This window comes from Glutamicibacter sp. FBE19 (assembly GCF_015524875.1).
Classification (GTDB): domain Bacteria; phylum Actinomycetota; class Actinomycetes; order Actinomycetales; family Micrococcaceae; genus Glutamicibacter; species Glutamicibacter halophytocola.
Genome location: NZ_JACKQN010000001.1, coordinates 581,356 through 601,794 on the forward strand (window position 1 = coordinate 581,356; position 20,439 = coordinate 601,794).

General features: G+C 61.7%; 22 protein-coding genes. 11 read left to right on the forward strand and 11 right to left on the reverse strand.

Annotated elements, in window-relative coordinates; genetic code table 11:
- Positions 1-49: 49 nt before the first annotated feature.
- Positions 50-1,048: an Lrp/AsnC family transcriptional regulator gene (locus H6F58_RS02600; RefSeq protein WP_195181033.1), complete on the forward strand. Its 999-nt coding sequence runs from the start codon at positions 50-52 to the stop codon at positions 1,046-1,048.
- Here the strand turns inward: H6F58_RS02600 and H6F58_RS02605 are convergent.
- Positions 1,045-1,533 (reverse strand): GNAT family N-acetyltransferase, encoded by a 489-nt coding sequence (locus H6F58_RS02605; RefSeq protein WP_195181034.1) that lies wholly within the window; start codon positions 1,531-1,533, stop codon positions 1,045-1,047. The two genes, H6F58_RS02600 and H6F58_RS02605, sit on opposite strands and share 4 nt — an antisense overlap.
- 116 nt (positions 1,534-1,649) lie before the next feature.
- Between H6F58_RS02605 and H6F58_RS02610 the strand changes: the two genes are divergently transcribed.
- On the forward strand, positions 1,650-2,786 hold the full coding sequence (locus H6F58_RS02610; RefSeq protein ID WP_060702658.1) for an acyl-CoA dehydrogenase family protein: 1,137 nt from the start codon (positions 1,650-1,652) through the stop codon (positions 2,784-2,786).
- A 7-nt stretch (positions 2,787-2,793) separates the two neighbouring features.
- Here H6F58_RS02610 and H6F58_RS02615 read toward each other — a convergent pair whose 3' ends face one another.
- The 5 genes from H6F58_RS02615 to H6F58_RS02635 are packed head-to-tail and all read right to left on the reverse strand — an operon-like array spanning position 2,794 to position 6,495.
- Positions 2,794-3,498, reverse strand: a complete 705-nt coding sequence (locus H6F58_RS02615) for an NUDIX hydrolase (RefSeq protein WP_146276355.1) — start codon at positions 3,496-3,498, stop codon at positions 2,794-2,796.
- A gap of 19 nt (positions 3,499-3,517) precedes the next feature.
- On the reverse strand, positions 3,518-3,766 hold the full coding sequence (locus H6F58_RS02620; protein ID WP_195181035.1) for a ferredoxin: 249 nt from the start codon (positions 3,764-3,766) through the stop codon (positions 3,518-3,520).
- Positions 3,763-5,001, reverse strand: coding sequence for an NADH-ubiquinone oxidoreductase-F iron-sulfur binding region domain-containing protein (locus H6F58_RS02625; RefSeq protein ID WP_195181036.1), 1,239 nt, complete (start codon positions 4,999-5,001; stop codon positions 3,763-3,765). Before H6F58_RS02625 ends, H6F58_RS02620 begins: the two co-directional genes overlap by 4 nt.
- Positions 4,998-5,567 (reverse strand): ferric reductase-like transmembrane domain-containing protein, encoded by a 570-nt coding sequence (locus H6F58_RS02630; protein ID WP_195181037.1) that lies wholly within the window; start codon positions 5,565-5,567, stop codon positions 4,998-5,000. Before H6F58_RS02630 ends, H6F58_RS02625 begins: the two co-directional genes overlap by 4 nt.
- Positions 5,560-6,495, reverse strand: coding sequence for an FAD:protein FMN transferase (locus H6F58_RS02635; RefSeq protein ID WP_206693398.1), 936 nt, complete (start codon positions 6,493-6,495; stop codon positions 5,560-5,562). Before H6F58_RS02635 ends, H6F58_RS02630 begins: the two co-directional genes overlap by 8 nt.
- Before the next feature lie 237 nt (positions 6,496-6,732).
- On the opposite strand from H6F58_RS02635, the gene H6F58_RS17920 reads away from it, so the two are divergent.
- Entirely contained in the window at positions 6,733-6,996 is a 264-nt protein-coding gene (locus tag H6F58_RS17920) for a hypothetical protein (RefSeq protein WP_206693399.1), read from the forward strand.
- 90 nt (positions 6,997-7,086) lie between these two features.
- On the forward strand, positions 7,087-7,866 hold the full coding sequence (locus H6F58_RS02645; RefSeq protein WP_195181040.1) for a 3-hydroxybutyrate dehydrogenase: 780 nt from the start codon (positions 7,087-7,089) through the stop codon (positions 7,864-7,866).
- A 13-nt stretch (positions 7,867-7,879) separates the two neighbouring features.
- On the opposite strand, the gene H6F58_RS02650 is transcribed toward H6F58_RS02645, so the two are convergent.
- Positions 7,880-8,941 (reverse strand): putative sulfate exporter family transporter, encoded by a 1,062-nt coding sequence (locus H6F58_RS02650; RefSeq protein WP_195181041.1) that lies wholly within the window; start codon positions 8,939-8,941, stop codon positions 7,880-7,882.
- 72 nt (positions 8,942-9,013) lie between these two features.
- Here H6F58_RS02650 and H6F58_RS02655 point away from each other — a divergent pair, with 72 nt between their 5' ends.
- Positions 9,014-9,943 carry a LysR family transcriptional regulator gene (locus H6F58_RS02655; RefSeq protein WP_146276341.1) on the forward strand — a complete coding sequence of 310 codons (930 nt, stop codon included), beginning with the start codon at positions 9,014-9,016 and terminating at the stop codon, positions 9,941-9,943.
- Positions 9,944-10,057: 114 nt separating this feature from the next.
- On the opposite strand, the gene H6F58_RS02660 is transcribed toward H6F58_RS02655, so the two are convergent.
- Positions 10,058-11,395, reverse strand: coding sequence for an MFS transporter (locus H6F58_RS02660; RefSeq protein ID WP_195181042.1), 1,338 nt, complete (start codon positions 11,393-11,395; stop codon positions 10,058-10,060).
- A 153-nt stretch (positions 11,396-11,548) separates the two neighbouring features.
- On the opposite strand from H6F58_RS02660, the gene H6F58_RS02665 reads away from it, so the two are divergent.
- From H6F58_RS02665 to H6F58_RS02675, 3 genes are read left to right on the forward strand one after another with little or no spacing between them, the layout of a single operon-like run.
- A complete protein-coding gene (locus H6F58_RS02665) occupies positions 11,549-12,421 on the forward strand; it encodes a shikimate dehydrogenase (protein WP_195181043.1) in 873 nt (290 codons plus the stop codon).
- Positions 12,421-14,274: a sugar phosphate isomerase/epimerase and 4-hydroxyphenylpyruvate domain-containing protein gene (locus H6F58_RS02670; protein WP_146276335.1), complete on the forward strand. Its 1,854-nt coding sequence runs from the start codon at positions 12,421-12,423 to the stop codon at positions 14,272-14,274. Before H6F58_RS02665 ends, H6F58_RS02670 begins: the two co-directional genes overlap by 1 nt.
- 17 nt (positions 14,275-14,291) lie before the next feature.
- A complete protein-coding gene (locus H6F58_RS02675; protein ID WP_060702646.1) occupies positions 14,292-15,062 on the forward strand; it encodes an IclR family transcriptional regulator C-terminal domain-containing protein in 771 nt (256 codons plus the stop codon).
- Positions 15,063-15,077: 15 nt separating this feature from the next.
- On the opposite strand, the gene H6F58_RS02680 is transcribed toward H6F58_RS02675, so the two are convergent.
- The 3 genes from H6F58_RS02680 to H6F58_RS02690 form a co-directional block, all read right to left on the reverse strand.
- A complete protein-coding gene (locus tag H6F58_RS02680; protein WP_195181044.1) occupies positions 15,078-16,319 on the reverse strand; it encodes a PLP-dependent aminotransferase family protein in 1,242 nt (413 codons plus the stop codon).
- 141 nt (positions 16,320-16,460) lie between these two features.
- Complete coding sequence (locus H6F58_RS02685) at positions 16,461-17,318, reverse strand: hypothetical protein (RefSeq protein WP_060702644.1); 858 nt, start codon at positions 17,316-17,318, stop codon at positions 16,461-16,463.
- Between the two features lie 11 nt (positions 17,319-17,329).
- Entirely contained in the window at positions 17,330-17,716 is a 387-nt protein-coding gene (locus tag H6F58_RS02690) for a helix-turn-helix domain-containing protein (protein WP_060702643.1), read from the reverse strand.
- Between the two features lie 379 nt (positions 17,717-18,095).
- Here H6F58_RS02690 and H6F58_RS02695 point away from each other — a divergent pair, with 379 nt between their 5' ends.
- From H6F58_RS02695 to H6F58_RS02705, 3 genes are all read left to right on the forward strand, one after another.
- Entirely contained in the window at positions 18,096-19,271 is a 1,176-nt protein-coding gene (locus H6F58_RS02695) for an NADP-dependent malic enzyme (protein WP_060702642.1), read from the forward strand.
- A gap of 125 nt (positions 19,272-19,396) precedes the next feature.
- Complete coding sequence (locus H6F58_RS02700; protein ID WP_195181045.1) at positions 19,397-19,900, forward strand: hypothetical protein; 504 nt, start codon at positions 19,397-19,399, stop codon at positions 19,898-19,900.
- A 40-nt stretch (positions 19,901-19,940) separates the two neighbouring features.
- Positions 19,941-20,369, forward strand: a complete 429-nt coding sequence (locus H6F58_RS02705; RefSeq protein ID WP_195181046.1) for a DUF4262 domain-containing protein — start codon at positions 19,941-19,943, stop codon at positions 20,367-20,369.
- Positions 20,370-20,439: the final 70 nt, after the last annotated feature.

Below are 20,439 nucleotides of genomic sequence, written 5' to 3' on the forward strand. Positions count from 1 at the left end.
GTAAACTTAGAAAATAGTTAATTGGCATGCAAAAACCGAAGGATCGTGCATGGAACTGCCCCAGGCGGACCTGGAGATGGTGCACGCGCTGCAGATCTTCCCGCGCGTTTCCTGGGCCCAGCTCGGCCCCATCCTGGATCAGCACCCCACCACGCTGGCCGCGCGGTGGGAGCGCCTGCACAGCGAAGGCAAGGTCTGGGTCACCGGGCACCAGGGGTCCATCGCGGCCAGCGGGACCGTCGCCTTTGTCAGCATCCAGTGCTATCCGCAGGCCCGCAACGAGGTTTTGGCCCGCATGTGCGCCATCCCGGAGGTGGGCAATGTGGAGGAATCGACGCGCTCATGGGATGCCCGGCTGACCGTGCTGACCGGGGACTGGGCGCAGCTGACCGGGCAGATCCTGCCGCTGGTCCGCGAAGACCCGGGGATCGCCCGGCTCCATGTCTCGGTGATGACCGGGCTCTACGCCACCGGCAGCAACTGGCGCCTCGATGTCCTCTCCCCGGCCCAGCAGCAGCGGCTGCGCGAACTGAATCCGGTCAACGCGGCCCCGGCCGGCTCCCCGGTGCCCCAGCAGAACCAGCTGCGCCGGCTGCTCTCCGTGGACGGGCGGATGCCCGCCGCGCAGATCGCCGCGGAGCTGGGCATCCACCCGAGCACCGCGGCCCGCCACCTGCGCCAGCTGCTGGACTCCAGGGCGGTGCTGCTGCGCTGCGAGCTGGCCCAGAACTACTCGGGGCATCCGGTCTTCTGCCATTGGCATGCGCGCATTCCCCCGACGCAGCTTGAGGCCGCGGTGCGGCAGCTGCGTTCCATGCGCACCCTGCGGCTGTGCGCGACGATCACCGGGGATTCGAATTTCACCTTCGCCCTGTGGCTGCGCAACCCGGGGGAGATCGCCGAGGTGGAGCGCGTCCTGCAGCAGGTGGCACCGGGGATGCAGATCATCGATTCCGATGTGGGGGTGCGCACGCATAAGCGCATGGGATGGATGCTGCGGGCGGACACCACGGCCACCGGGCAGGTCATCACCCACGAGGCCGGCTAGCCCAGCTCCTTGAACATGAAGTGCAGGCCCACCATGCCGTGCACCCGGTGGTTATAGGCACCGGGCACGGTGCCCAGGATCCTGAATCCCAGCGATTGCCACAGGTGCACCGCGGCGTAATTCGTTTCAACCACGGCGTTGAACTGGATGCCGCGATACTGCTGTTCCCTGGCCCAGGCGATCACATGCTCGCCCAGCAGCCGACCGGCGCCGAGGTTCCGGTAGCCAGGGTCCACCAGGAAGGACGCCGTGGCAAGATGCGCCCCACGCCCGGGCCTATTGGGCCCCATCTTGGCCGAACCGATAATTCTCCCGCCATCCACCGCGACCACGCTCTGCCCCGGCGGGCATTCCATCCACCAGGGTTCGGCCTCGTCCATGCTCTGGTCCTCGGGGAAGGCATAGCTCTGCCCATCGGCCATGATTTCGCGGTAGAACGCGTAGATGGCCGGCCAATCGTCGGCGGTGGCTGTTCGGATCTGCATACCGGCCAGCCTAGTTGCTGGCGGTGATGATGCGGGGCAAGCGGCGGAACTTGTGTTGTAGCGCGGGTCACATAGACTGTGCTCACATGGAGCAATAACGGGCAAAGGAGCCGGTGGTGTTTGAAATAAGCGAAGACCAGAAGTCGCTGATCGGCATGGTCCACGATTTCGCGGAAACGAAGATCGCACCGATGGCCCAAAAATGGGATGAAGAACAGCATTTCCCCATTGATGTGCTCGCCCAAGCCGGCCAGCTGGGCATGGGCGGCATCTACGCCTCGGAGGAGCACGGCGGCTCGGCGCTCACCCGCAGCGACGCGGTACTCGTCTTTGAAGAGCTGGCCAAGGCGGACCCCACGCTGGCCGCCTACATATCCATTCACAACATGGTGGTGTGGATGGTGGACAGCTTCGGAAATGAAAAGCAGCGGGCCGCCTGGCTGCCGGAATTGATCAGCATGGAACAGCTGGGCTCCTATTGCCTGACCGAACCAGGCATCGGCTCCGACGCCGCGGCACTGAGCACCCGCGCCCGCAGGGATGGCGACGAATATGTGCTCAGCGGCGTCAAGCAATTCATCTCCGGGGCCGGAAGCTCGGGACTGTATATCGTCATGGCCCGCACCGCGGATACCGGAGCCCGGGGGATCAGCGCATTCCTGGTCCCCGCCGATCTGCCGGGACTGGGCTTTGGCGCTAATGAAAAGAAGATGGGGTGGAAAGCCCAGCCCACCCGCCAGGTCATCATGGAAGGCGTGCGCATTCCTGCCGAAAACCTGCTGGGCGAGGAAGGCCAGGGATTCTCCATGGCCATGAAAGCGCTCAATGGCGGACGTCTGAATATTGCCGCCTGCTCGCTGGGCGGCGGCCAGCTGGCTTTGGACAAATCGGCCGCCTACCTCAAGGAGCGCCAGGCCTTCGGCGGGCCCCTGGCCAAGCAGGAAGCCCTGGTGTTCAAGCTGGCCGACATGGATATGGAGCTGGAAGCGGCCCGTTCTTTGCTGCGCCGCGCGGCCAGTGCCCTGGATGCAAAGAGCCCGGATACGGTGCGGCTTTGTGCCATGGCCAAAAAGGTCGCCACCGATGCCGGGTTCAACGTCGCCAACAGCGCCATCCAGCTGCACGGAGGCTACGGCTACCTGGCGGACTACGGCATGGAGAAGATCTTCCGCGACCTGCGGGTGCATCAGATCCTGGAAGGAACCAACGAGATCATGTCGCTGATCGTGGGACGGATCCTGCTGGAAGACTGAGCGGCGATCAGGATCGCGGAGCGCTGATTTCGGTGGAGCGCACCGGGTGCGACGAGTGCGAATCGCGCGGATCGGGGTGCACCGCCTTGATGACCGGTCGGCTGGAGGCTATCTGCTCGATGGTGCCCAGCGCCATGGCATCAAGCAAGGTGCGCTGGGTTGGCCGCATCATCTTCAGCTCGCCGCGTTCCAGTGCCGCGAAAAGCTCCTCGGGCTTGGCCCAGTGGGATCGCACAGCTTCGGTGGTTTGGTGCGCCGGCTCCTGGCCGGCGGCCAGTGCCGCGACAAAAAAGTAGGTGTCAAAGCGGCGCGGGAAGCCGGTGGGAGTAACCCAGTTGGCCCACGGGAAAAGCTGCCCGGGCTCAAGGGACAGCCCGGTTTCCTCATGCACCTCGCGCAGGGCGGCTGCCAGGATTTCCCCGGCTTTCTGCGGGGCTGACGCTTCGCCTTCGTCCCACACGGCAGTGCCGGCCCACTGCTTGCAGTGTGCGCTGATGATCGTCTCGCCAAGATGCCCGCTGGCTGCCGTTGCGCTGTCCTTGGGGTCAACGCGGCCCCCGGGATAAACGACCATGCCCGCCGCGAAGTCCATGGTGGACACCCGATGCTGGATAAAGACCTCGAAGCCGCCATTGTTTTCGCGCAGCATCAGCACGCTGGCCGCACGGCGGATGGGAACCTCGGGCACGGTCTGGGGACTTGATTCGCTCATGTCCACCAGTATGGCGTGATCAGCGTTGGCCGTCCAAGGCGCTGTCGGCCTCTTGCAAGGACAGTGCCGACAGCGGGCACATTTTCACCGCCTCGCGAGCAGCCTCCAGCTGGTCGGCCTGCACCCGGACCTTGCCATGATCGGTGCCCTGGCCTTCCCGCGGCAGAGGATAACCCCACGGGTCGCTGTCCAGGGAATCGGCCATCAGCTCAAGGCACAGCCCCCGTCCCTGGCACCGAGTCCAATTGATGTTCAGTTCTGCGCTCATCGCTGCTCCTGGGTGGTGTGAAGGCAGGTGCCAGAGCGGTGCGCTGCGACCTCGTCGCCAAAAACCTGCAATGTGCTGATGGCCAAGCGCGCCGAGGCATCTGGATGATGGCACGAGCCCCGGCCGGTCACGAGTGCACCGAGCCGGCGAATCTGTTCGGGCAGTTGCGCATTGGCGCGGCGCTGCGCGAGCGCTTGAAAATCGCGGGCCAAGGTCGGCAGCCCATGAAGGCAAGGCCCGCACTGGCGGGCCGAAGAGCGTGCCAGATAATCAATGATCTGCGAGGTCCGCTCCAAGGGGCAGGCATCGTGGCGCAACACTTCGATGACTCCGGCCCCGGCCGCCAGGGCCACCGGGCGGCGGTGAACATCGTTGGCGGCGGCTAGTTGGATCCTTGGATCCTTGGCCCATTGACCGTGATAGCCACCGACAAGAACAGCCTGGATATTCGCCGCGGAGATCTGCAGTTGTTCAAGAACCAGCGAAATATCGCTCGAACCGTGGACCTCGTGAACCTGGTAGCGGCCCTGGTCATGAATAGTCAGCAAGCGGCTGCCCGGATCCGCAGCGGTGCCCGCAGTCTGGAACCATGTCGCGGAATATCTGGCGATCAGAGCCAAATGGGCCAACGTTTCCACGTTGACCAGCAAGGTCGGCGCTCCAGCTAAACCGGCGTCGCTCAAATGCCCTGCAGGATGCCGCGGCAGCGAAGGGCCGCCTTCGAGCGAAGAAATCACGGCGGTGGCTTGCCCTGCCAGGAAATGCGAATCCGTGGCGTGCAATGCCACAGAGTTCTCGCCGCGTTCGGCCAGTGCTTCAAGCAAGCGGGGATGCACGCCGGATTTCGCCGCGAGCCAGCTGTGACTGGCCCCTAGGATTCGTGCAGTGAGAAGCAGCCCGTCGAGCACCAGATGGGGCGCATGGACCAGCAGCAGCTGGTCCTTGCAGCTCAGCGGTTCGCCTTCTGAACCATTGCCGATGACAACGGGCGCTCGCCGGGTGCGAGCGGCGGAGCGCTGTACCGCAGCAATCTTGCGCGCGGTGGGGAAAGCGCCGCCACCGCGGCCAGCCAAGCCGGAGGCGTCCCATTCGGCCAAGATCTGCTGGTCTGAAGTGGTCGGGGGCAGCGGGCCAAAGCACTCAAGATGCTCAGTCCACCGCGCGTCGGGACCTGCCGCGAGCAACCGCGGTTCTTCAAGGACACCGCTGTGCATGGTGGGGATGGTGGTGGTCATGGCTTTGCTCCTTCACGGGCCAGTCGGCGGGCGGATGCATGATCCGCATAGTTACCTGTCAGCCGCCAGATGCCGGCGGCGGCGACAAGCGCGATCGAAACGACGGTGATGACGCGGTACCAAACGGCGCCGGCGTCTGAACCGTTGCCCAGCCCGTGGGCCACGGCAATCGGCCACAACAGGTAGGAAGCGAGGTGGATGCCTCGAAACACCGGCAGGCTCAGGCGCTGGCGCAGTAACCCGGTCAGCGACACCGCAAGCATCAGCAACAGCCCGACAGTTCCTAGTCCTTGCCAGAATGGCCGGTATTCGCCGAAGAACGGGATGAGCAGGTCGATCAGGTGTACCCGGGCATAGGAATCAGCGAGAAGGGCAATGACGTGCAGCGCGACAAAGAGCACTGACAGAAGCGAAAAACTTCGGTGGAGCAGGCTTTGGGTGTAGCGGGATAGGGCACCGAAGGACCTTCCCGAACGGGCCATGATCCCCAGCAGCAGCGAACCGGTCAATAGGCACAGGCTGATGATGCCGCTGGTGCGCGCGATGGACCAGAATAACTCATCCATTCTCGCTCACGCTCCCTGGCTTGCGGGCCGGTGCAGGCCAGCGGGAGGTGCCCTGCACCGTGCCATCAAGGCCGACCAGGCGGGCCGGAAGGTTCATGGATTCCAGCCATTGCAGTGCTTTGGCTCCGCGCACGATGCCCGCGGTCGTATAGGTATTGGCTTGCAGGCAGGTTGACGCGGCGACAGTGATGCTGGAATGAACCCGGTGCGCTGGCAGCCCGAAGGCCGGATCAAGAATGTGGTGCATGGCCAGTCCCCGGTGGCTCCAGCGGCGCTTGCGCGTACTGGAGGTGGCCATGGCAAAACCGGAATGCAAAGAGACCTGTTGCCATGGATCGGCATCGGTGTCCCGAACGAGCACCTGCCAGGGTTCCTTGGCGTTGCCGGCGGTAGCAATGTCTCCGCCGAGGCTGACCAGCGCCGCGGTATCCAATTCCTCTGCCACCCGTGCAGCAGCCAGATCAGCGGCCATGGCTTTGGCCGTGGCCCCCAAGTCCAGCGCGGTGCCGGCGGGCAGCGTGAGCTTCGTGCCGTTCAGCTGGATCAGGGGCCACAAGATCGGGCGCAGTGGGCCTTGGGTGATGCTCACGCCCTTGGCGGTTATTGAAGGCAGCCGGGCGAAATCGCGATCGTAGCCCAGATTGGCCAATTCGCCGCCCAACAGCGGATCAACGTCTCCGTCGCTGTCGCGCGCTGCTTCCAGGGCGCCGTCAATGAGCAGAGCCAGCGTGGGGGAGATGCTGGTGTTGTTGGCGCCAGTTCGAGCCAGCTGCATCACCTCGGAATCGGGACGGAACCTGCTGCAGGCCAATTCGACCTCGGCAAGGACCGAATCAACAATTGCCTTGGCGGGCTTGAGCAGATGAGCAGTTTCTACCGTCATCGCCGCGCTCAAACCCCAGATTTTCCAGGTAGTTTTGCCACTCATGGCTATGACCCCGAGGATCTTGCACTGATTGAGCCACGGGTGCCCGGGGAGACCGGTGAGGAGCCATTGGCGCTTGAGTCCAGGGAATCCGTAGTGGACTCGGAACTTGACCCGGAACCGGCGTTTGAATCCGTGTCGGTTTCCGGAGTTTGCGTCGTCTCCTGGCTTTGCGTCGTTGACACAGTCGTTGGTGATTGCGTCGACGCCTCATCCTGCGTCGTGGTGAGGACTGCGCCAATGCCGATCACCGCGACGCTCGAGGCGGCGACGGCGGCAGCGATTCGTCTGGACGCTCGACGTTGCTGGTTGAGGGGGTTCATGGTGGCCTTTTCACATTTCGATGGGTATCTGCAATTTGATAGTCCCAAGGCATTCTTTGACCATGCCCTGCCATTTGTAGCAACTGTCTTTGAATATTTGCGCGATTGGCACGGGCTGGGATCGCCAAGCCGTGCATTAGTGCACATTGACCTGCGGAATCTGCACAGCGCGAATCGTTGACCCGAGTTGGAAATTGGCCATAGCTTGGCAGTGGGCTTCCGAGAATCGGGCCCTTGCCGCAACGGTGCGCACGAAGGGATATCACGGGCCATGACCCAGGAAACAGAACGGCCGGCCACCAGCAATGACGGCTTGCGAGGCCGGCGCGCATTGGTCACCGGGGGTGCCAGCGGAATTGGATTCGCCTGCGCGCAAGCACTGGCCCAGGCAGGTGCCGCAGTCACCATCGCGGACAGGGATGAGCAGGCGGCCCGCGAGGCTGCGGCCCGTTTGGGAGGGAGCGCCTGGGCGGTGGATCTTTCGCAGACCGAGTCCCTTGAGCAGTGCAGCGTCGAGACCGACATCCTGGTCAACAACGCTGGCATCCAGAGGGTGGCAGCCATCGATGAATTTGATCCCGGGGCGTGGCGGCTGATCCACCGGCTCATGCTGGAAGCGCCATTTCTGCTCATCCGTGCCGCCCTTCCCGGCATGCGCGAACGCGGCTTCGGCCGGATCATCAATATCTCCTCGATCCACGGCTTGCGCGCCAGCGCCTTCAAGAGCGCCTACGTTTCGGCCAAGCACGGGCTGGAAGGCCTGTCCAAGGTCACCGCGCTGGAGGGTGCCGAGCACGGAATCACAAGCAATTGCATCAACCCGGGATATGTCCGTACGGCATTGGTGGAACAGCAGATTGCCGATCAGGCCAAGCTGCACCAGATCCCCGAATCGCAGGTAGTGCAGAAGATCCTGCTGACCGAGGCTGCTATCAAGCGGCTGGTTGAGCCAGAAGAAGTCGCCTCCCTCGTGGCCTGGCTCAGCTCATCATCGGCGGGCATGGTCACCGGTGCCTCGTACACCATGGATGGAGGCTGGAGCGCGCGGTAGCCACCGCCGGGCACTATGCAGGAGGGAAAAGAACTGTTCCGCTGGCGGCCACGGCTGCGATGATCAGCGTTGCAACCAGTCCCAAGAGCAATGCCTTGATCCCGGAGGTGAAGATGCTGCGCAGGTGGACCCCGAGCCCCAGGGCAAACATGGCCGCAGACAAGAGCAGGGTTTGCACGGTGGAAGCGCCGTCGATGAACACCTCGGGGAGATCCATGGTGGTGCGCACCAGCATGGTGGCCAGGAAACCAATGATGAACAAGGGCACCAGCGGCGGATTCTTGTCGCCGCGAACGCTGTGCTTGCGCCGCATATAGATTCCGACTCCGGCAACCACCGGAGCGAGCAGGAGAACCCTGGCCAGTTTCACGGTGACGGCCACGGCCAAAGCGGCTGCCGACACCGAGCCAGCGCCGGCCACAACCTGTGCCACCTCATGGGTTGAAGCGCCCACGAGCATGCCGATGCCGCGTTCATCCAAACCCAAAAGCAGGCCCAGCGCGGGCATGGCCGGAATCATCAGGGTTCCGAAAAGCACCACCAGGCCAACTGCTGTGGCTACTTGATGCTCCTTGGCCTTGATTGTTCCTTCAGCCCCAGCCACAGCTGCCGCGCCGCAGATGGAAAAGCCGATGGCGATCAGCAGCCGTTGTTCAAGGTCCAGGCCCATCAGCTTGCCGATCCAGGCGGTGAGCAGGAACGTGATGGCCACCGATGAAACCACCACCAGCAGCACGCCGGGGCCAAGAGCAAGGATGGATTCCAAGGACAATTGGAATCCCAGAAAGACGATTCCCCACCGCAGCAGCTTCTTTGCCGAAAGGGCTACTCCGGAATCAACAACATGAGGCACTGGCGCCAGGTTGCGCCACAGGGCGCCAAGCACAATGGCGATGAGCAACGCGCTCACGGAACGGGTGAAATGGCTGGCGAGCATGCACAGCGCGCCGACGGCCAGGCACAACAGCACGCCAGGGACCGGGCCGGAGAGCAGCCGGATGGCCCGCGGCGTTCTGCTGGCCAAGCCGGCATCGGAAGCAGAAGCCGTGCTGGTGGATCCCGAGTGGTGGTTCATGCTCACCATTCTTCGCCGATGCGCTATCCAGCGGTATTCACCTCCTGGCTATCGCGGGCATATGATCATGATATGGATAGCGATTCGCCAGCAGGGCAGAGCATGTCTCATTGGCTGCAATTCTCATCATTGGAGTTGCTGGTTGGCATTGCCGATCACGGGAGCCTCAGCGCAGGTGCCAGGGCGGCCGGCATGGCGCAATCCAACGCCTCGCGGGCGCTGAAAACCCTCGAGCGCCGATTGGGATATGCGCTGGTGACCAGGAAAACCAGCGGATCAACCCTGACCGCAGAAGGAGTCTTGACCGTCCAGTGGGCACGCGAGGCGCTCGCCGGGTTGAACGCATTTTCCGCCGGAGTGCGCTCGCTGGCCGAGCATGGCAACAAGGAGCTGGAATTCGGGGCCAGCATGACGGTGGCAGAATACCTGGCCCCGTCATGGATCGGGCAGCTGCACGAGAAGCTGCCCAGCGTCATTCCGCGGATGAGAATCATGAATTCCCACGACGTGATCCAGGCGGTGGAACAGGAGCAGATCGGCTTTGGATTTGTTGAAACGCCACAACTGCCCCCGTCTCTCAGGAGCCGTGAAGTGTTCCGCGATGAAATGCTGGTCGTGGTTTCGCCTGCCCACCCTTGGGCCGGTCGGAAGGACCCGGTGACCTTGGATGAACTGCAGCAAACTGCGCTCATCGAGCGCGAGGAAGGCTCGGGGACCAGGGCCTTTTTGAACTCCTTGTCCACCGTTGAGCGGGCCAAGCCGATTGCGGAATTCAATAGCAATGCGACCATCTGCCAGCTGGTCGCCGGAGGCATGGGACCGGCAGTTCTCAGCCAGCTGGCGGTGGAGAACCAGCTCAAGCAAGGGGCGTTGGTTGAAGTTCCGTTTGCCGGCCCGGCGCTAATGCGCGAGCTGCGCGCCATTTGGCGTGAAGAGCGTGCGCTGAATGCCAATGAGCGGATGCTCCTTGGCATCGCCATCATCCAGTCGCCCAGCGCTTGAGCTCCAGGCGGTCCCGGGCGGCGCTATTGCGTCCACTTAAAAGCAATATCCCGGCACGTTTGGCTTTCCCTGAAAAAAGTCAGGCCAAACGTTCCGGGATGCTTGCGATGGCGGCTAGGAGACCTTCTCGACGGCGTGGCCCAGCTGCTTGGTCGGAACACGATAGGTTTCGCGTGCGGTCAGTGCCGAGAGCGAAGCAATGACAGCGATCACCGCGGTGAACAGGCTGATCTGGACCCAGCCGTTGGCTTCAAGCCCGCCCAGGGCGGCTACGATGGACGGGGCAAAACCGGCCATGAGGAAGCCAAGCTGGGTGCCGATGGCCAAGCCGGAGAAGCGCACCTGCGAGGAGAACATTTCCGCGTAGAAGCTGGGCCACACGGCGTTCGCCGCGGCGTAGGCGCAGGAGAAGACCAGGACCGACAGGGTGAACTGCAGCAGCGCGTTGCTCGATTCCATGGACCGCAGATAGAACGGCATGATGGCCGCCGAGCCCAGGGCGCCGTAGATGAAGACCGGCTTGCGGCCGATCTTGTCAGCCAGCATGCCGAAGAGCGGCTGCGAGATCAATGCGCCGATGTTGCCGGCAACAACAAGCCACAGGGTGATCGACTCATCCATGTTTCCAATGACCTTGCCGTAGGAGATGGCCAGGGTTCCGTACACCGTGGAGACGGCGGCGATGAATGCGCACAGCACTACGCGCAGCACGTCCTTCCAGTGGAAGCGCAGCAGGACTGCCAGCGGCAGCTTGGCAATCTCATTGTTCTTCTTGGCTTCTTCGAACTCCGGGGTTTCGTGCAGCGAACGGCGGATGAAGAAGGTGACAACCACGACGACTGCCGAGAGCCAGAACGGGATGCGCCAGCCGATGCCGAACTTGATCTCATCCGGAAGGGCAACCACTGGAATGAAGATCATCGCGGCAAGAATCTGGCCGCCTTGGGTGCCGGTGAGCGTCCACGAGGTGAAGAAGCTGCGGCGGTGATCCGGGGCGTGCTCCAGCGACATCGATGAGGCTCCGGCCTGCTCGCCGGCCGCCGAGAGTCCCTGGCATAGCCGGGCGAGGACCAGCAGGATCGGGGCCAGCCAGCCTACCTGCTCGAAGGTCGGCAGGCAGCCGATGAGGAAGGTGGATGCGCCCATCAGGATCAGGGTGAACATCAGGACCTTTTGCCGGCCGATGCGGTCGCCAAAGTGCCCCACGAAGATGGCTCCCACCGGGCGGGCCACGTAGGCGAAGCCGAAGGTGGCCAGCGACATGACCGCGGCGTTGGTGTCGGTGTCGGGGAAGAAGATATGCGGAAAGATCAGGGCCGCGGCTGAGCCGAAGATGAAGAAATCGTAGTATTCAACAGCGCTGCCCATGAAGCTGGCGACGGCCGCCTTGACCGGTGTTCGTCCTGCGCTGCCGGTGCCGGCAGATGCGTCGGAGTGGTGTGGCGATGGCATCGGGTGACTCCTCGTCGAGTGTTTTGAGGGTGACGATCCGCTCTAGATGTTCGCTATGCGTACACTTGTTCGGAATGTGTTCATTGGATTACAGTAGATGTAAATCACAACTCAGGCAATACCTGACGTCATCAAGAAGAGCTGCGGGAGAACATGAGTACACGTGCTGAGTCTTATCTGGTCGGCCTGATCGGTGACGGCGTCATGCCATCGCTGACCCCGCCGATGCACGAACGCGCCGCCGAGGTGCACGGGCTGCGCTACCTGTATCGGCCGATTGACCTCACCGAACTGGAACTTCCGGCAAGCGGCATCGGGGAATTGCTCCAAGCAGGAGCCAAGCTGGGATTTAACGCCTTCAATGTAACCCATCCTTGCAAACAACTTGTTCTGGGCCATCTGGATGACATCTCGCCAACGGCGAGGGCCATTGGCGCGGTGAACACCGTGGTGATCCAGGACGGGAAATTCATCGGGCACAACACCGACGCTTCCGGATTCTCCCGCGGCCTGGCCGAGGGGCTCCCCGGAGCCAAGAAGCAGAAAGTGCTCCAGCTGGGCGCTGGCGGCGCCGGCGCCGCGGTGGCCTACGCCTTGCTGGCTTCCGGGACCGAGCAGCTGCACATCGTTGATCTCGACGAGGATCGGGTCAACCACCGGGTCCAAGAGCTGCGCAAGAACTTCCCGCAAGCACTGGTCCATGCCGCAACGCCTGCCCAGGTTCCGCAGCTTCTGGGCGAGGTCGATGGATTATTGAATGCCACCCCGATCGGCATGCACCACCATCCCGGTCTTCCGCTGGATATCGCAGCACTGGAATCGCGGCACTGGGTCGCGGATTGCATCTACCGCCCGGTGGACACCGAACTGATCGTTGCCGCCCGCAACCTCGGATGTCAAGTCCTGGACGGCGGATACATGGCCGTTGGCCAAGCGGTGGACGCCTTCGAAATCATCACCGGCATCAGGCCGGAAACACAGCAGGTGCGTGGCCACTTGCTGGAACTGCTGGAAAAAGGACTGTAATGCGCACCTCTATCGCTACGGTATGCCTGTCGGGAACCCTGGAAGAAAAACTTCTGGCCTGCGCCAAAGCCGGCTTTGACGGCATCGAGATCTTTGAGCAGGATCTGTTGGTGAGCCCGATGTCGCCCGAGGAAGTCAAGGCCATGGCGCACCGGCTGGGGCTGACCCTGGATTTGTTCCAGCCCTTCCGCGATTTTGAAGGGGTCACCGAAGAACAGCTGCAGGCCAATCTGCATCGCGCTGAAGCCAAGTTCCAGCTCATGCAGCGGCTGGGCATGGACCTGATGCTGCTGTGCTCCAATGTCGGCACCGCCACCATCAACGACGATGGCCTGTTTGTGGATCAAATCCGGCAGCTTTCAGATCTTGCCGCCCGGTACGATGTGCGCATTGCCTATGAAGCGTTGGCTTGGGGCAAGTATGTTGATACCTACCAGCATTCGTGGGAGATCGTGAAGCGGGTAGACCGCGCCAACGTGGGATTGTGCATCGACAGCTTCCACATCCTCTCGCGCGGCGATGATCCCTCGGAGATTGCCGCCATTCCCGGAGAGAAGATCTTCTTTGTCCAGCTGGCCGATGCGCCGGTGCTCTCCATGGACATCCTTTCCTGGTCCCGCCACTATCGGCTCTTCCCGGGACAGGGCGGCTTCGCGCTGGACCAGTTCCTGGCAGAACTCGTGCGCTCAGGCTATGACGGCATCATTTCCTTGGAAATCTTCAATGATGTTTTCCGCCAATCCAACGTGGAACGCACCGCCATCGACGGGCTGCGGTCCTTGCAGTGGCTGCAGTCCACGACGGCCCAGCTGTTGAGCTCGACAGGGGAGCACTACGCCTTGGACCTCAAGGTCCTGCCCGGAGAGCAAGACGCCACCGGGTTCGACTTTGCCGAGATCCGGACCGAGGACCCAGAGCGCGTGGCCGGGATGCTGGCACAACTCGGTTTCAGCTTCAGCGGGCAGCACCGCCGCAAGCCGGTGCAGCTGTGGAGCTCGGGCGAGGCGAAGATCATCATCAATTCGCAGCGAAGCCGAGGAGTGGAAGCCGCCGTCTCCGGCTTCGGCGTGCTGGTGCCGGACCCGGTGGCCAGCGGCGAACGCGGAGGGGCCCTGCTCGCTACGCGAGTGCCCCGCCAGCAAACCAACAATGAACAAGACCTGCCTGGCTTCGTGGCGCCAGATAGCACCGAAGTATTCTTCAGCTCGCCGGCCAATACCCGGAATTGGGTTTTGGAATTCGAAGATGCCGGGCCTGCGGCGTCCGCGGTGCCCAGCGGGCCAATCCTGGGCATCGACCACATCAACATCGCCCAGCCATGGCAATGCTTCGACGAATCAGTGCTGTTCTACAGCAGCGTCCTGAACCTCAAGGCACGTCCTGGAACAGAAGTCCCCAGCCCGATGGGGCTCGTGCGTTCACAGGTTCTGTCCACGGCGGATTCCGCTGTCCGGCTGGCGCTGAACATTGTGCCGCAGGGACTGGAAAGCATCATCGAGCGCAATCACGAGTACCCGGAACATGTGGCGCTGCGGGCCGATGACATCATCGAGGTGGCACGCAATGCCCGCGCACGCGGCATGGAGTTCCTGCAGGTTCCCGACAACTATTACGAGGACCTGGCGGCCCGCTTCGACCTTGACGCGCAATTGCTCGATACCCTCAAGGAGCTGCACCTGTTGTATGACCGCGATGAGGCCGGAGAGTTCTTGCATTTCTACACCAAGACCCTCGGCAACATGTTCTTGGAGGTAGTTGAACGGCGTTCTGGCTACGATGGGTATGGGGCGCCCAATGCGCCGGTCAGGCTTGCCTCTCAATTCGAGAGCAATCGCTGGAGCAGAAACTTGTAAAGCTGGGAGAGCAAACAGTGGCAGAGCGGCCGGATTATTTCGTTAAGTCAGCGGAAAAGACCTTGGCCGTGCTGCTGGCATTTTCGGCAGGCAATTCCGAGCTGACGGTGTCCCAGGTTGCTGCGGCGACGGATCAAACCAGGGCCTCGGCGCGCCGATTCCTGCTCACCCTCGTTGACCTCGGGTATCTGCAGGCCCATGGCAATGCCTACCGGATGACTCCACGGGTCCTAGATGTCGGTGCTGCCTACCTGTCGGGGCTGACCCTTCCGCAGGCGGCCGTGGGCCACTTGCAGTCATTGGCCCGCGAGCTGGAAGAGACTGCGTCCTTGTGCGTGCTCGAAGGCCAGGACATTTTGTACGTGGAACGTGTCGCCGCCCCACGACTGCATGCGTTGAATGTGTCCATTGGCAACAGGCTTCCGGCCTGGGTGACCTCTATGGGCCGTGTGCTCATCGCCTACCTGGAGCCCGCCGAGCAGGAGGCCTTCCTGCAGCGCGTTGAACTGCAGAAGTACACCGAGCACACGGTATCGAGCATCGAAGAACTGAAAAAGGAATTGGCGACGGTGCGCCAGCAGGAATGGTCCCTGGTCAACCAGGAACTGGACGAAGGGCTGCGCGGCTTGGCAGTTCCGGTGATCCGTGGCGGCAAGCTGCTGGGCGCCTTGAACATCTCGGTGCAGACCAGCCGGAATAATCCCGCATATATCCAGGATCAGCTCCTGCCCAAGCTCCAAGGCGCCGCCAAAGCCATCGCCGATGACTTTGGCGGACGCCTGGGCTAAGCAGCCAGCAGCAACCTAGGCGCCGTTGGACTCGATTGCGGTCGCCAGCAATCCCGACAGGCGCTGGACGCCTTCGCCGACGGTTGCCTCGTCGACGGAGCAGAAGGCCAACCGGAGCTTGTTATCGGCCTGTCCGCCGGGGCTGAAAGCCGCGCCGGGGATGAAAATGACCCCAGCCTTCACCCCGAGCTGCAGCAGCTTGTAGGTGTCGATTCCCGCCGGCAGCGTCAGCCAGATGAAGAAGCCGCCTTCGGGCCGCGTGTAGCTGACCTCAGCGGGCAGGTACGCCGCCAGCGCTTCGAGCATCGCGTCGCGGCGAGAGCGGTAGAGGTCGTTGTACTTGGCGATCTGCCCCTTCCAATCATGCTCGTTAAGGTAGGCGCTGATGATCATCTGGTTCAGGGTGGGCGGGCACAGTGCTACCGCTTCGCCGGCCAAATAGAAACGGCGGAAGAGATGCGTGGGTACAGCCGCCCAGCCGATGCGCAATCCAGGGGCGAAGATCTTGGAGAAGGAGCCCATGTAGATGACATTTTCCGGATCCAGGCTGCGCAGGGTCGGTGCTGCCTGGCCCTCATAGCGGAGCATTCCGTAGGGATTGTCTTCCAGGATCAGGATGCCTTCTTCGCGGCAGATATCCACGATTTCCTGGCGTCGCTGCGCCGCCAGCGTGATGCCCGACGGATTATTGAAGTTCGGGATGGTGTAGAGGAATTTGATGCGCTCTCCGGCCGCGCGAAGCTGCCTGATGCGCTCGCGCAAGGCTCCGGGAATAAGCCCGTTTTCATCGGTGCCCACTGGCTGTGCAGTGACTTGGTAGGCTTCGAAAGTGTTCAGCGCGCCCACATAGGTGGGGTCTTCGCACAGCACGGTATCGCCGGGGTTGCAGAACACCTTGCAGGCCATGTCCTGCGCGGATTGGGATCCGTTGGTGACCACGACATCTTCTACCTTGACGTTGTTGATTCCCTCGGCTGCCATGACATCGATGATTTGCTCGCGCAATTCCACGGTGCCCAGGCCGGAACCGTATTGCAAGGCCTCGGGCCCATGCTCGGTAATGATGCGCCGGCTGATTTCACCGATTTTTTCCAGGGGAAGCAATTGCAAGTACGGGTTGCCGCCGGCCAAGGAGACCAGCGACGGATCCAAGGAGAGCTCGAAGACATCGCGGACGGCGGACTGCTTGATGCCGGACGCGCGGTCGGAGAGCAGCGCCTCATGGGCGGTGGCGAGGGATTGCGGTGCGGTGGTCATGGTCCTCCTTGGCCAAGGCTCCAGGCGTTGCCGGAGCGTGCTCCTCGCGTTCTGGCTCCGCGTGAAGGCATGTTTTCAAATAGAATACTTTGGTATTCCAACAGGAAATCCAGTGCTTGGCAAGAACCAATGTTCCCAGCCTCAGAACCTCATGCCCCGTTTCCTCGATTTACGCTCTTCAACACTGAGCTGGGCCAGTGCGCCATTGATCCGCCGATGCAGGTTCTCGGCCAAGGTCCGGGGTTTGCTAGATGCCGGCCAGCTGTCCCTTGCGAGCACTGCCAAGAGATCCACGCAATCGACGGCGGCCCGTTGGCAACCATCTTGAGCGTGGCCGAGCGCTTCATTGATGATCAGCACCGCGGCCTCCAAGGTGCTGTCGGTGGATTGCGTGGAGCGCTGGGAACTGGGCATATACCGCTCAGCAGTCACCAAATCCTGAATCTCCGATAGTTTCTTTGGCATCCTGGCTATGGCGCGGTAGGCGCGGTTGTGCACGCCCATGACCTGCAAGGGGCCCAGTCCACCCAAGAGCAGCGTAATGATGGCGAAGGCCGCGATCTTCGGCGCCCCCGCCTTGGCAAGGAGAATTCCGGCAGCGATGGCTATGGCAGCGACGAGCATTGCCAGGAGGAAGATGCCCCATGCTCCAAAGCGGGGCTTCTTCGGCTCCGGGTTCAGCGTCTTCTCCGCGGCAATTTGAGCGAGTTGTCCGCGGATCTGCGGAATATTGGGAACACCCAGCTCCCGCTGGGACAGCACTTGTTCCTTGCGCCAAGCGCGCAGGCGTTTGCGGCTTTGCCAAACGTGGAAAATTTGCCATGCAGCCAACAGCGGTATGGCGAGCAGGAAGAAAATCAGCACCGCTGATTTCAGGGGCAGCCCCTGCTGATGAAGCCCGTAGCACCCTGCCCAAGCGATCAGCGAATAGCCGGGGAACCGAATGAGCAGCCGATCCCACCAAGCTATTTGTTGTGGAGCGCCCGCAGTTCTACTCATCCTGTTGGCACTTAGCTGTTATCGGCTCGGGAATCCAGCCAAGCCTGGATGGCGCTGGGGCGAATCCGGCGGTGCGTTCCGCGATATTCCACTGGAATGGTTCCTGCATCGGCGAGCTTGCGCAGGTAGCTGTTGGAAATGCCAGCCATCTGGGCCGCCTGGGAGGTGTTAAGAAGCAACTCCGGGGTGCCGATGCTGACCGATTCCCCATCGGCAAAGCGCGAGAGCACCTCGATCAGCGCTTCGTGCGCTTCCTCTGGCAGCTGCAGTGCCGTCCCGTTCACAAATATTGTGGTGTCATTCGATTCATCCAGGGCGCGCCGCAACCGTGCTGTCGTCTTGTCGTCGAGCGCTTCGAACGTACGGACCCTGCCCAGAGCTGAAGTCGGTGATGCCATGAGGTTTATTTTGCCCGAGATGGAGGATAACCGCACATAATGCTGGTGATCTGGGTGCATTGCTACGGAGGTCATATTGTCCCGAATAGTAGAAAAGGGGTTGATTTGCGACAAACATTTCCCGTATGGTGGAAATTGTAGGTCTAAAGAAAGTACTGACCAGCCATCTTCCGGCACACCACGAGGGAGCCTTCAGCCTTACCCGGCGGAGCCCATCTGGGAACTGTGTACATGGAAGCCTGACGCCCTCCTTAATTGCGTGCGGGTCAAGCTCCATTGCGGTCGGATGAATGGTCATGCGCGTTCCTACGCTCTGCCACCCAATTCGTGGGTACTGCGTTTTCGTCATTCAGAACTTTCTTGAAAGAAGAGCTATTCAATGTCTGTTGAATCCACCAAAGACCTGTCCACCATCACCGACGCAGAAGTATTTGACGCCCACATTGGCGGCAAGCTCTCTGTCCAGTCGCAGATGCCTCTGAACACCAAGCGCGATCTGTCGATTGCGTACACCCCCGGAGTAGCCAAGGTTTCCCAAGCGATCGCCGATGATCCAGCCAAGCACTCCACGCACACCTGGGCCTCACGCCTGGTAGCCGTAGTTTCGGACGGAACTGCGGTCCTGGGCCTGGGTAACATCGGGGCAGCAGCGTCGCTGCCCGTGATGGAAGGCAAGTGCGCACTGTTCAAGGAGTTTGGCGGGCTGGATTCCATCCCGCTGGTGCTGGACACGACCGATGTTGATGAAATCGTTGAGACGATTGTGCGATTGCGCCCAAGCTTTGGCGCGGTAAACCTTGAAGATATCTCAGCGCCGCGATGCTTTGAAATTGAGCAGAAGCTGATCGAAGCCCTGGATATCCCAGTGATGCACGATGATCAGCATGGCACCGCGGTTGTGGTGCTGGCAGCGCTGATTGGTGCTGCACGCCAGACCAAGCGCGATATCAGCTCGCTGAAGGTTGTAGTTTCCGGCGCAGGATCGGCCGGGGTTGCCGTCACGAACTTGTTGCTCAAGGCCGGCGTCGCCGATGTGATCGTGCTCGACTCGCGGGGAACCATCAACCGCGAGCGTGATGATTTGAACCCGATCAAGGCTGAACTTGCCGGCCGCACCAACCGTGACGACGTCATGGGCGGTCTGGCTGAGGCTTTGGACGGAGCTGACGTGGTTGTTGGCTTGTCTTCGTCGAAGTTTGACGAGGCAGCCGTGGCAAAGATGAACAAGGACGCGATCATCTTTGCGCTGTCCAACCCAACTCCTGAGATCATGCCGGAGGATGCGAAGAAGTTCGCTGCGGTGGTTGCTACCGGACGTAGCGACTTCCCCAACCAGATCAACAATGTTCTGGCTTTCCCAGGCATCTTCCGCGGCGCTTTGGACTCGGGTGCCACGAAGATCACCGAAGGCATGAAGATCGCTGCTGCTCACGCTATTGCTGATCTGGTCGGCGAGGATCTTGGAGAAGATTACATCGTGCCTTCTGCCCTCGATGAGCGAGTGATGCCAGCTGTGGCGGCTGCCGTGGCTGCTGAGGCGCAGTCCGCCCAGTAGCTTCCGGCGCACCGCTTGGCGGTGTTGCACTGAACGCGCTGCCGGCAACCAATTGTGGTTGCAGGCGGCGCGTTCTTTGTTTTCCACACTTCGCTGAATCCGAGACGCTGATGAGCTGATTTGCCGTGAGACTAGCCCAAAGCAAAGCATCTTGGGAGGATGCCGTGGAAGACTTCGAGAACATGGAGTTCTGGATCAAGTGGACTCTATCTGCTGAGGATCGAATTGCTCTGAGCCTCAACGCTGAAATCGAGCAAAATGGCTATGCCCTGACCGCTTTTCGCTTGCCGCACTCCCAGAGAGTCATCGGGACAACGCTGGGATTGAGCTGGCTGGGCCACCCTGAAATCGCCAGCACGGCCGGCACAGTGGAAGAGGTGCTCGCCTTCTTGCGGCACTTGGCGGAACAGGTGACCGTCCATCAGCAGTCCTTCGATATAGGACGGGGTGAAACGCCCTTTTTCAAGGAGCTGAATTTCCGGGAATTGGACTTGGACCTGAACTTTTTGGGCTTTTTCGATGAGGCGCTTCAGGGCCTGGATCCGGAATGGATCCTTTGCGAGGCACCGGTGAACGCCGGTTCGACAAATGCCAATGAGCAGGACCAGGATTTCCGCAGCGCCGCCTAGCGGCTTTCGGCAGTCGCGGGCCACGGAGAGGAGACGGACCATGTGCGATATCTGTGACGGAATGAGCATCGAAGAAGCTGATGCGAGAACCGATCAATGCATCCGGGATTACGGGCGGCAGGTGCTGTTCGTGGAGCCTGGCCGATATGACCAGCCCTTCGCGTACACCATCGGGCTAAGCCTCGTAGGACATCCGGAATTCCTGGTTCGGGGGTTGGGCAACCAGGACAGCGTGCAAATGCTGAACGGGCTCTCCGGAGCAGTGCTGGAGCACAACGAAGTGTTCGCCCATGGTCATACATGCCGCTGGGATGAGGATACGATCTTGTATTTCGCGAAGATCTCGTCCCGGATTGGCCATGAGGCACCGTGGGCCTACAGCCGCTACGGCGAGAGCATGAGCCTGCTGGAAATACTTTTTCTTGGCAGGGACCTTCCCTACAGCTGCCTGTCGCGGCGTATTAACTAAAGAGCCATCCGGAGAGCAGAAAACCGGGGCGATCCTCATATTGATGGATCGCCCCGGTTCGCCGGCGTAC

Bases quoted from the DNA above. Each gene is read 5' to 3' on its own strand.
- H6F58_RS02600 (WP_195181033.1), top strand. From the start codon at position 50: ATGGAACTGCCCCAGGCGGACCTGGAGATGGTGCACGCGCTGCAGATC.
- H6F58_RS02605 (WP_195181034.1), bottom strand. From the start codon at position 1,533: ATGCAGATCCGAACAGCCACCGCCGACGATTGGCCGGCCATCTACGCG.
- H6F58_RS02615 (WP_146276355.1), bottom strand. From the start codon at position 3,498: ATGAGCGAATCAAGTCCCCAGACCGTGCCCGAGGTTCCCATCCGCCGT.
- H6F58_RS02620 (WP_195181035.1), bottom strand. From the start codon at position 3,766: ATGAGCGCAGAACTGAACATCAATTGGACTCGGTGCCAGGGACGGGGG.
- H6F58_RS02625 (WP_195181036.1), bottom strand. From the start codon at position 5,001: ATGACCACCACCATCCCCACCATGCACAGCGGTGTCCTTGAAGAACCG.
- H6F58_RS02630 (WP_195181037.1), bottom strand. From the start codon at position 5,567: ATGGATGAGTTATTCTGGTCCATCGCGCGCACCAGCGGCATCATCAGC.
- H6F58_RS02635 (WP_206693398.1), bottom strand. From the start codon at position 6,495: ATGAGTGGCAAAACTACCTGGAAAATCTGGGGTTTGAGCGCGGCGATG.
- H6F58_RS17920 (WP_206693399.1), top strand. From the start codon at position 6,733: ATGCCGATCACCGCGACGCTCGAGGCGGCGACGGCGGCAGCGATTCGT.
- H6F58_RS02645 (WP_195181040.1), top strand. From the start codon at position 7,087: ATGACCCAGGAAACAGAACGGCCGGCCACCAGCAATGACGGCTTGCGA.
- H6F58_RS02650 (WP_195181041.1), bottom strand. From the start codon at position 8,941: ATGAACCACCACTCGGGATCCACCAGCACGGCTTCTGCTTCCGATGCC.
- H6F58_RS02655 (WP_146276341.1), top strand. From the start codon at position 9,014: ATGGATAGCGATTCGCCAGCAGGGCAGAGCATGTCTCATTGGCTGCAA.
- H6F58_RS02660 (WP_195181042.1), bottom strand. From the start codon at position 11,395: ATGCCATCGCCACACCACTCCGACGCATCTGCCGGCACCGGCAGCGCA.
- H6F58_RS02665 (WP_195181043.1), top strand. From the start codon at position 11,549: ATGAGTACACGTGCTGAGTCTTATCTGGTCGGCCTGATCGGTGACGGC.
- H6F58_RS02670 (WP_146276335.1), top strand. From the start codon at position 12,421: ATGCGCACCTCTATCGCTACGGTATGCCTGTCGGGAACCCTGGAAGAA.
- H6F58_RS02680 (WP_195181044.1), bottom strand. From the start codon at position 16,319: ATGACCACCGCACCGCAATCCCTCGCCACCGCCCATGAGGCGCTGCTC.
- H6F58_RS02685 (WP_060702644.1), bottom strand. From the start codon at position 17,318: ATGAGTAGAACTGCGGGCGCTCCACAACAAATAGCTTGGTGGGATCGG.
- H6F58_RS02690 (WP_060702643.1), bottom strand. From the start codon at position 17,716: ATGGCATCACCGACTTCAGCTCTGGGCAGGGTCCGTACGTTCGAAGCG.
- H6F58_RS02695 (WP_060702642.1), top strand. From the start codon at position 18,096: ATGTCTGTTGAATCCACCAAAGACCTGTCCACCATCACCGACGCAGAA.
- H6F58_RS02705 (WP_195181046.1), top strand. From the start codon at position 19,941: ATGTGCGATATCTGTGACGGAATGAGCATCGAAGAAGCTGATGCGAGA.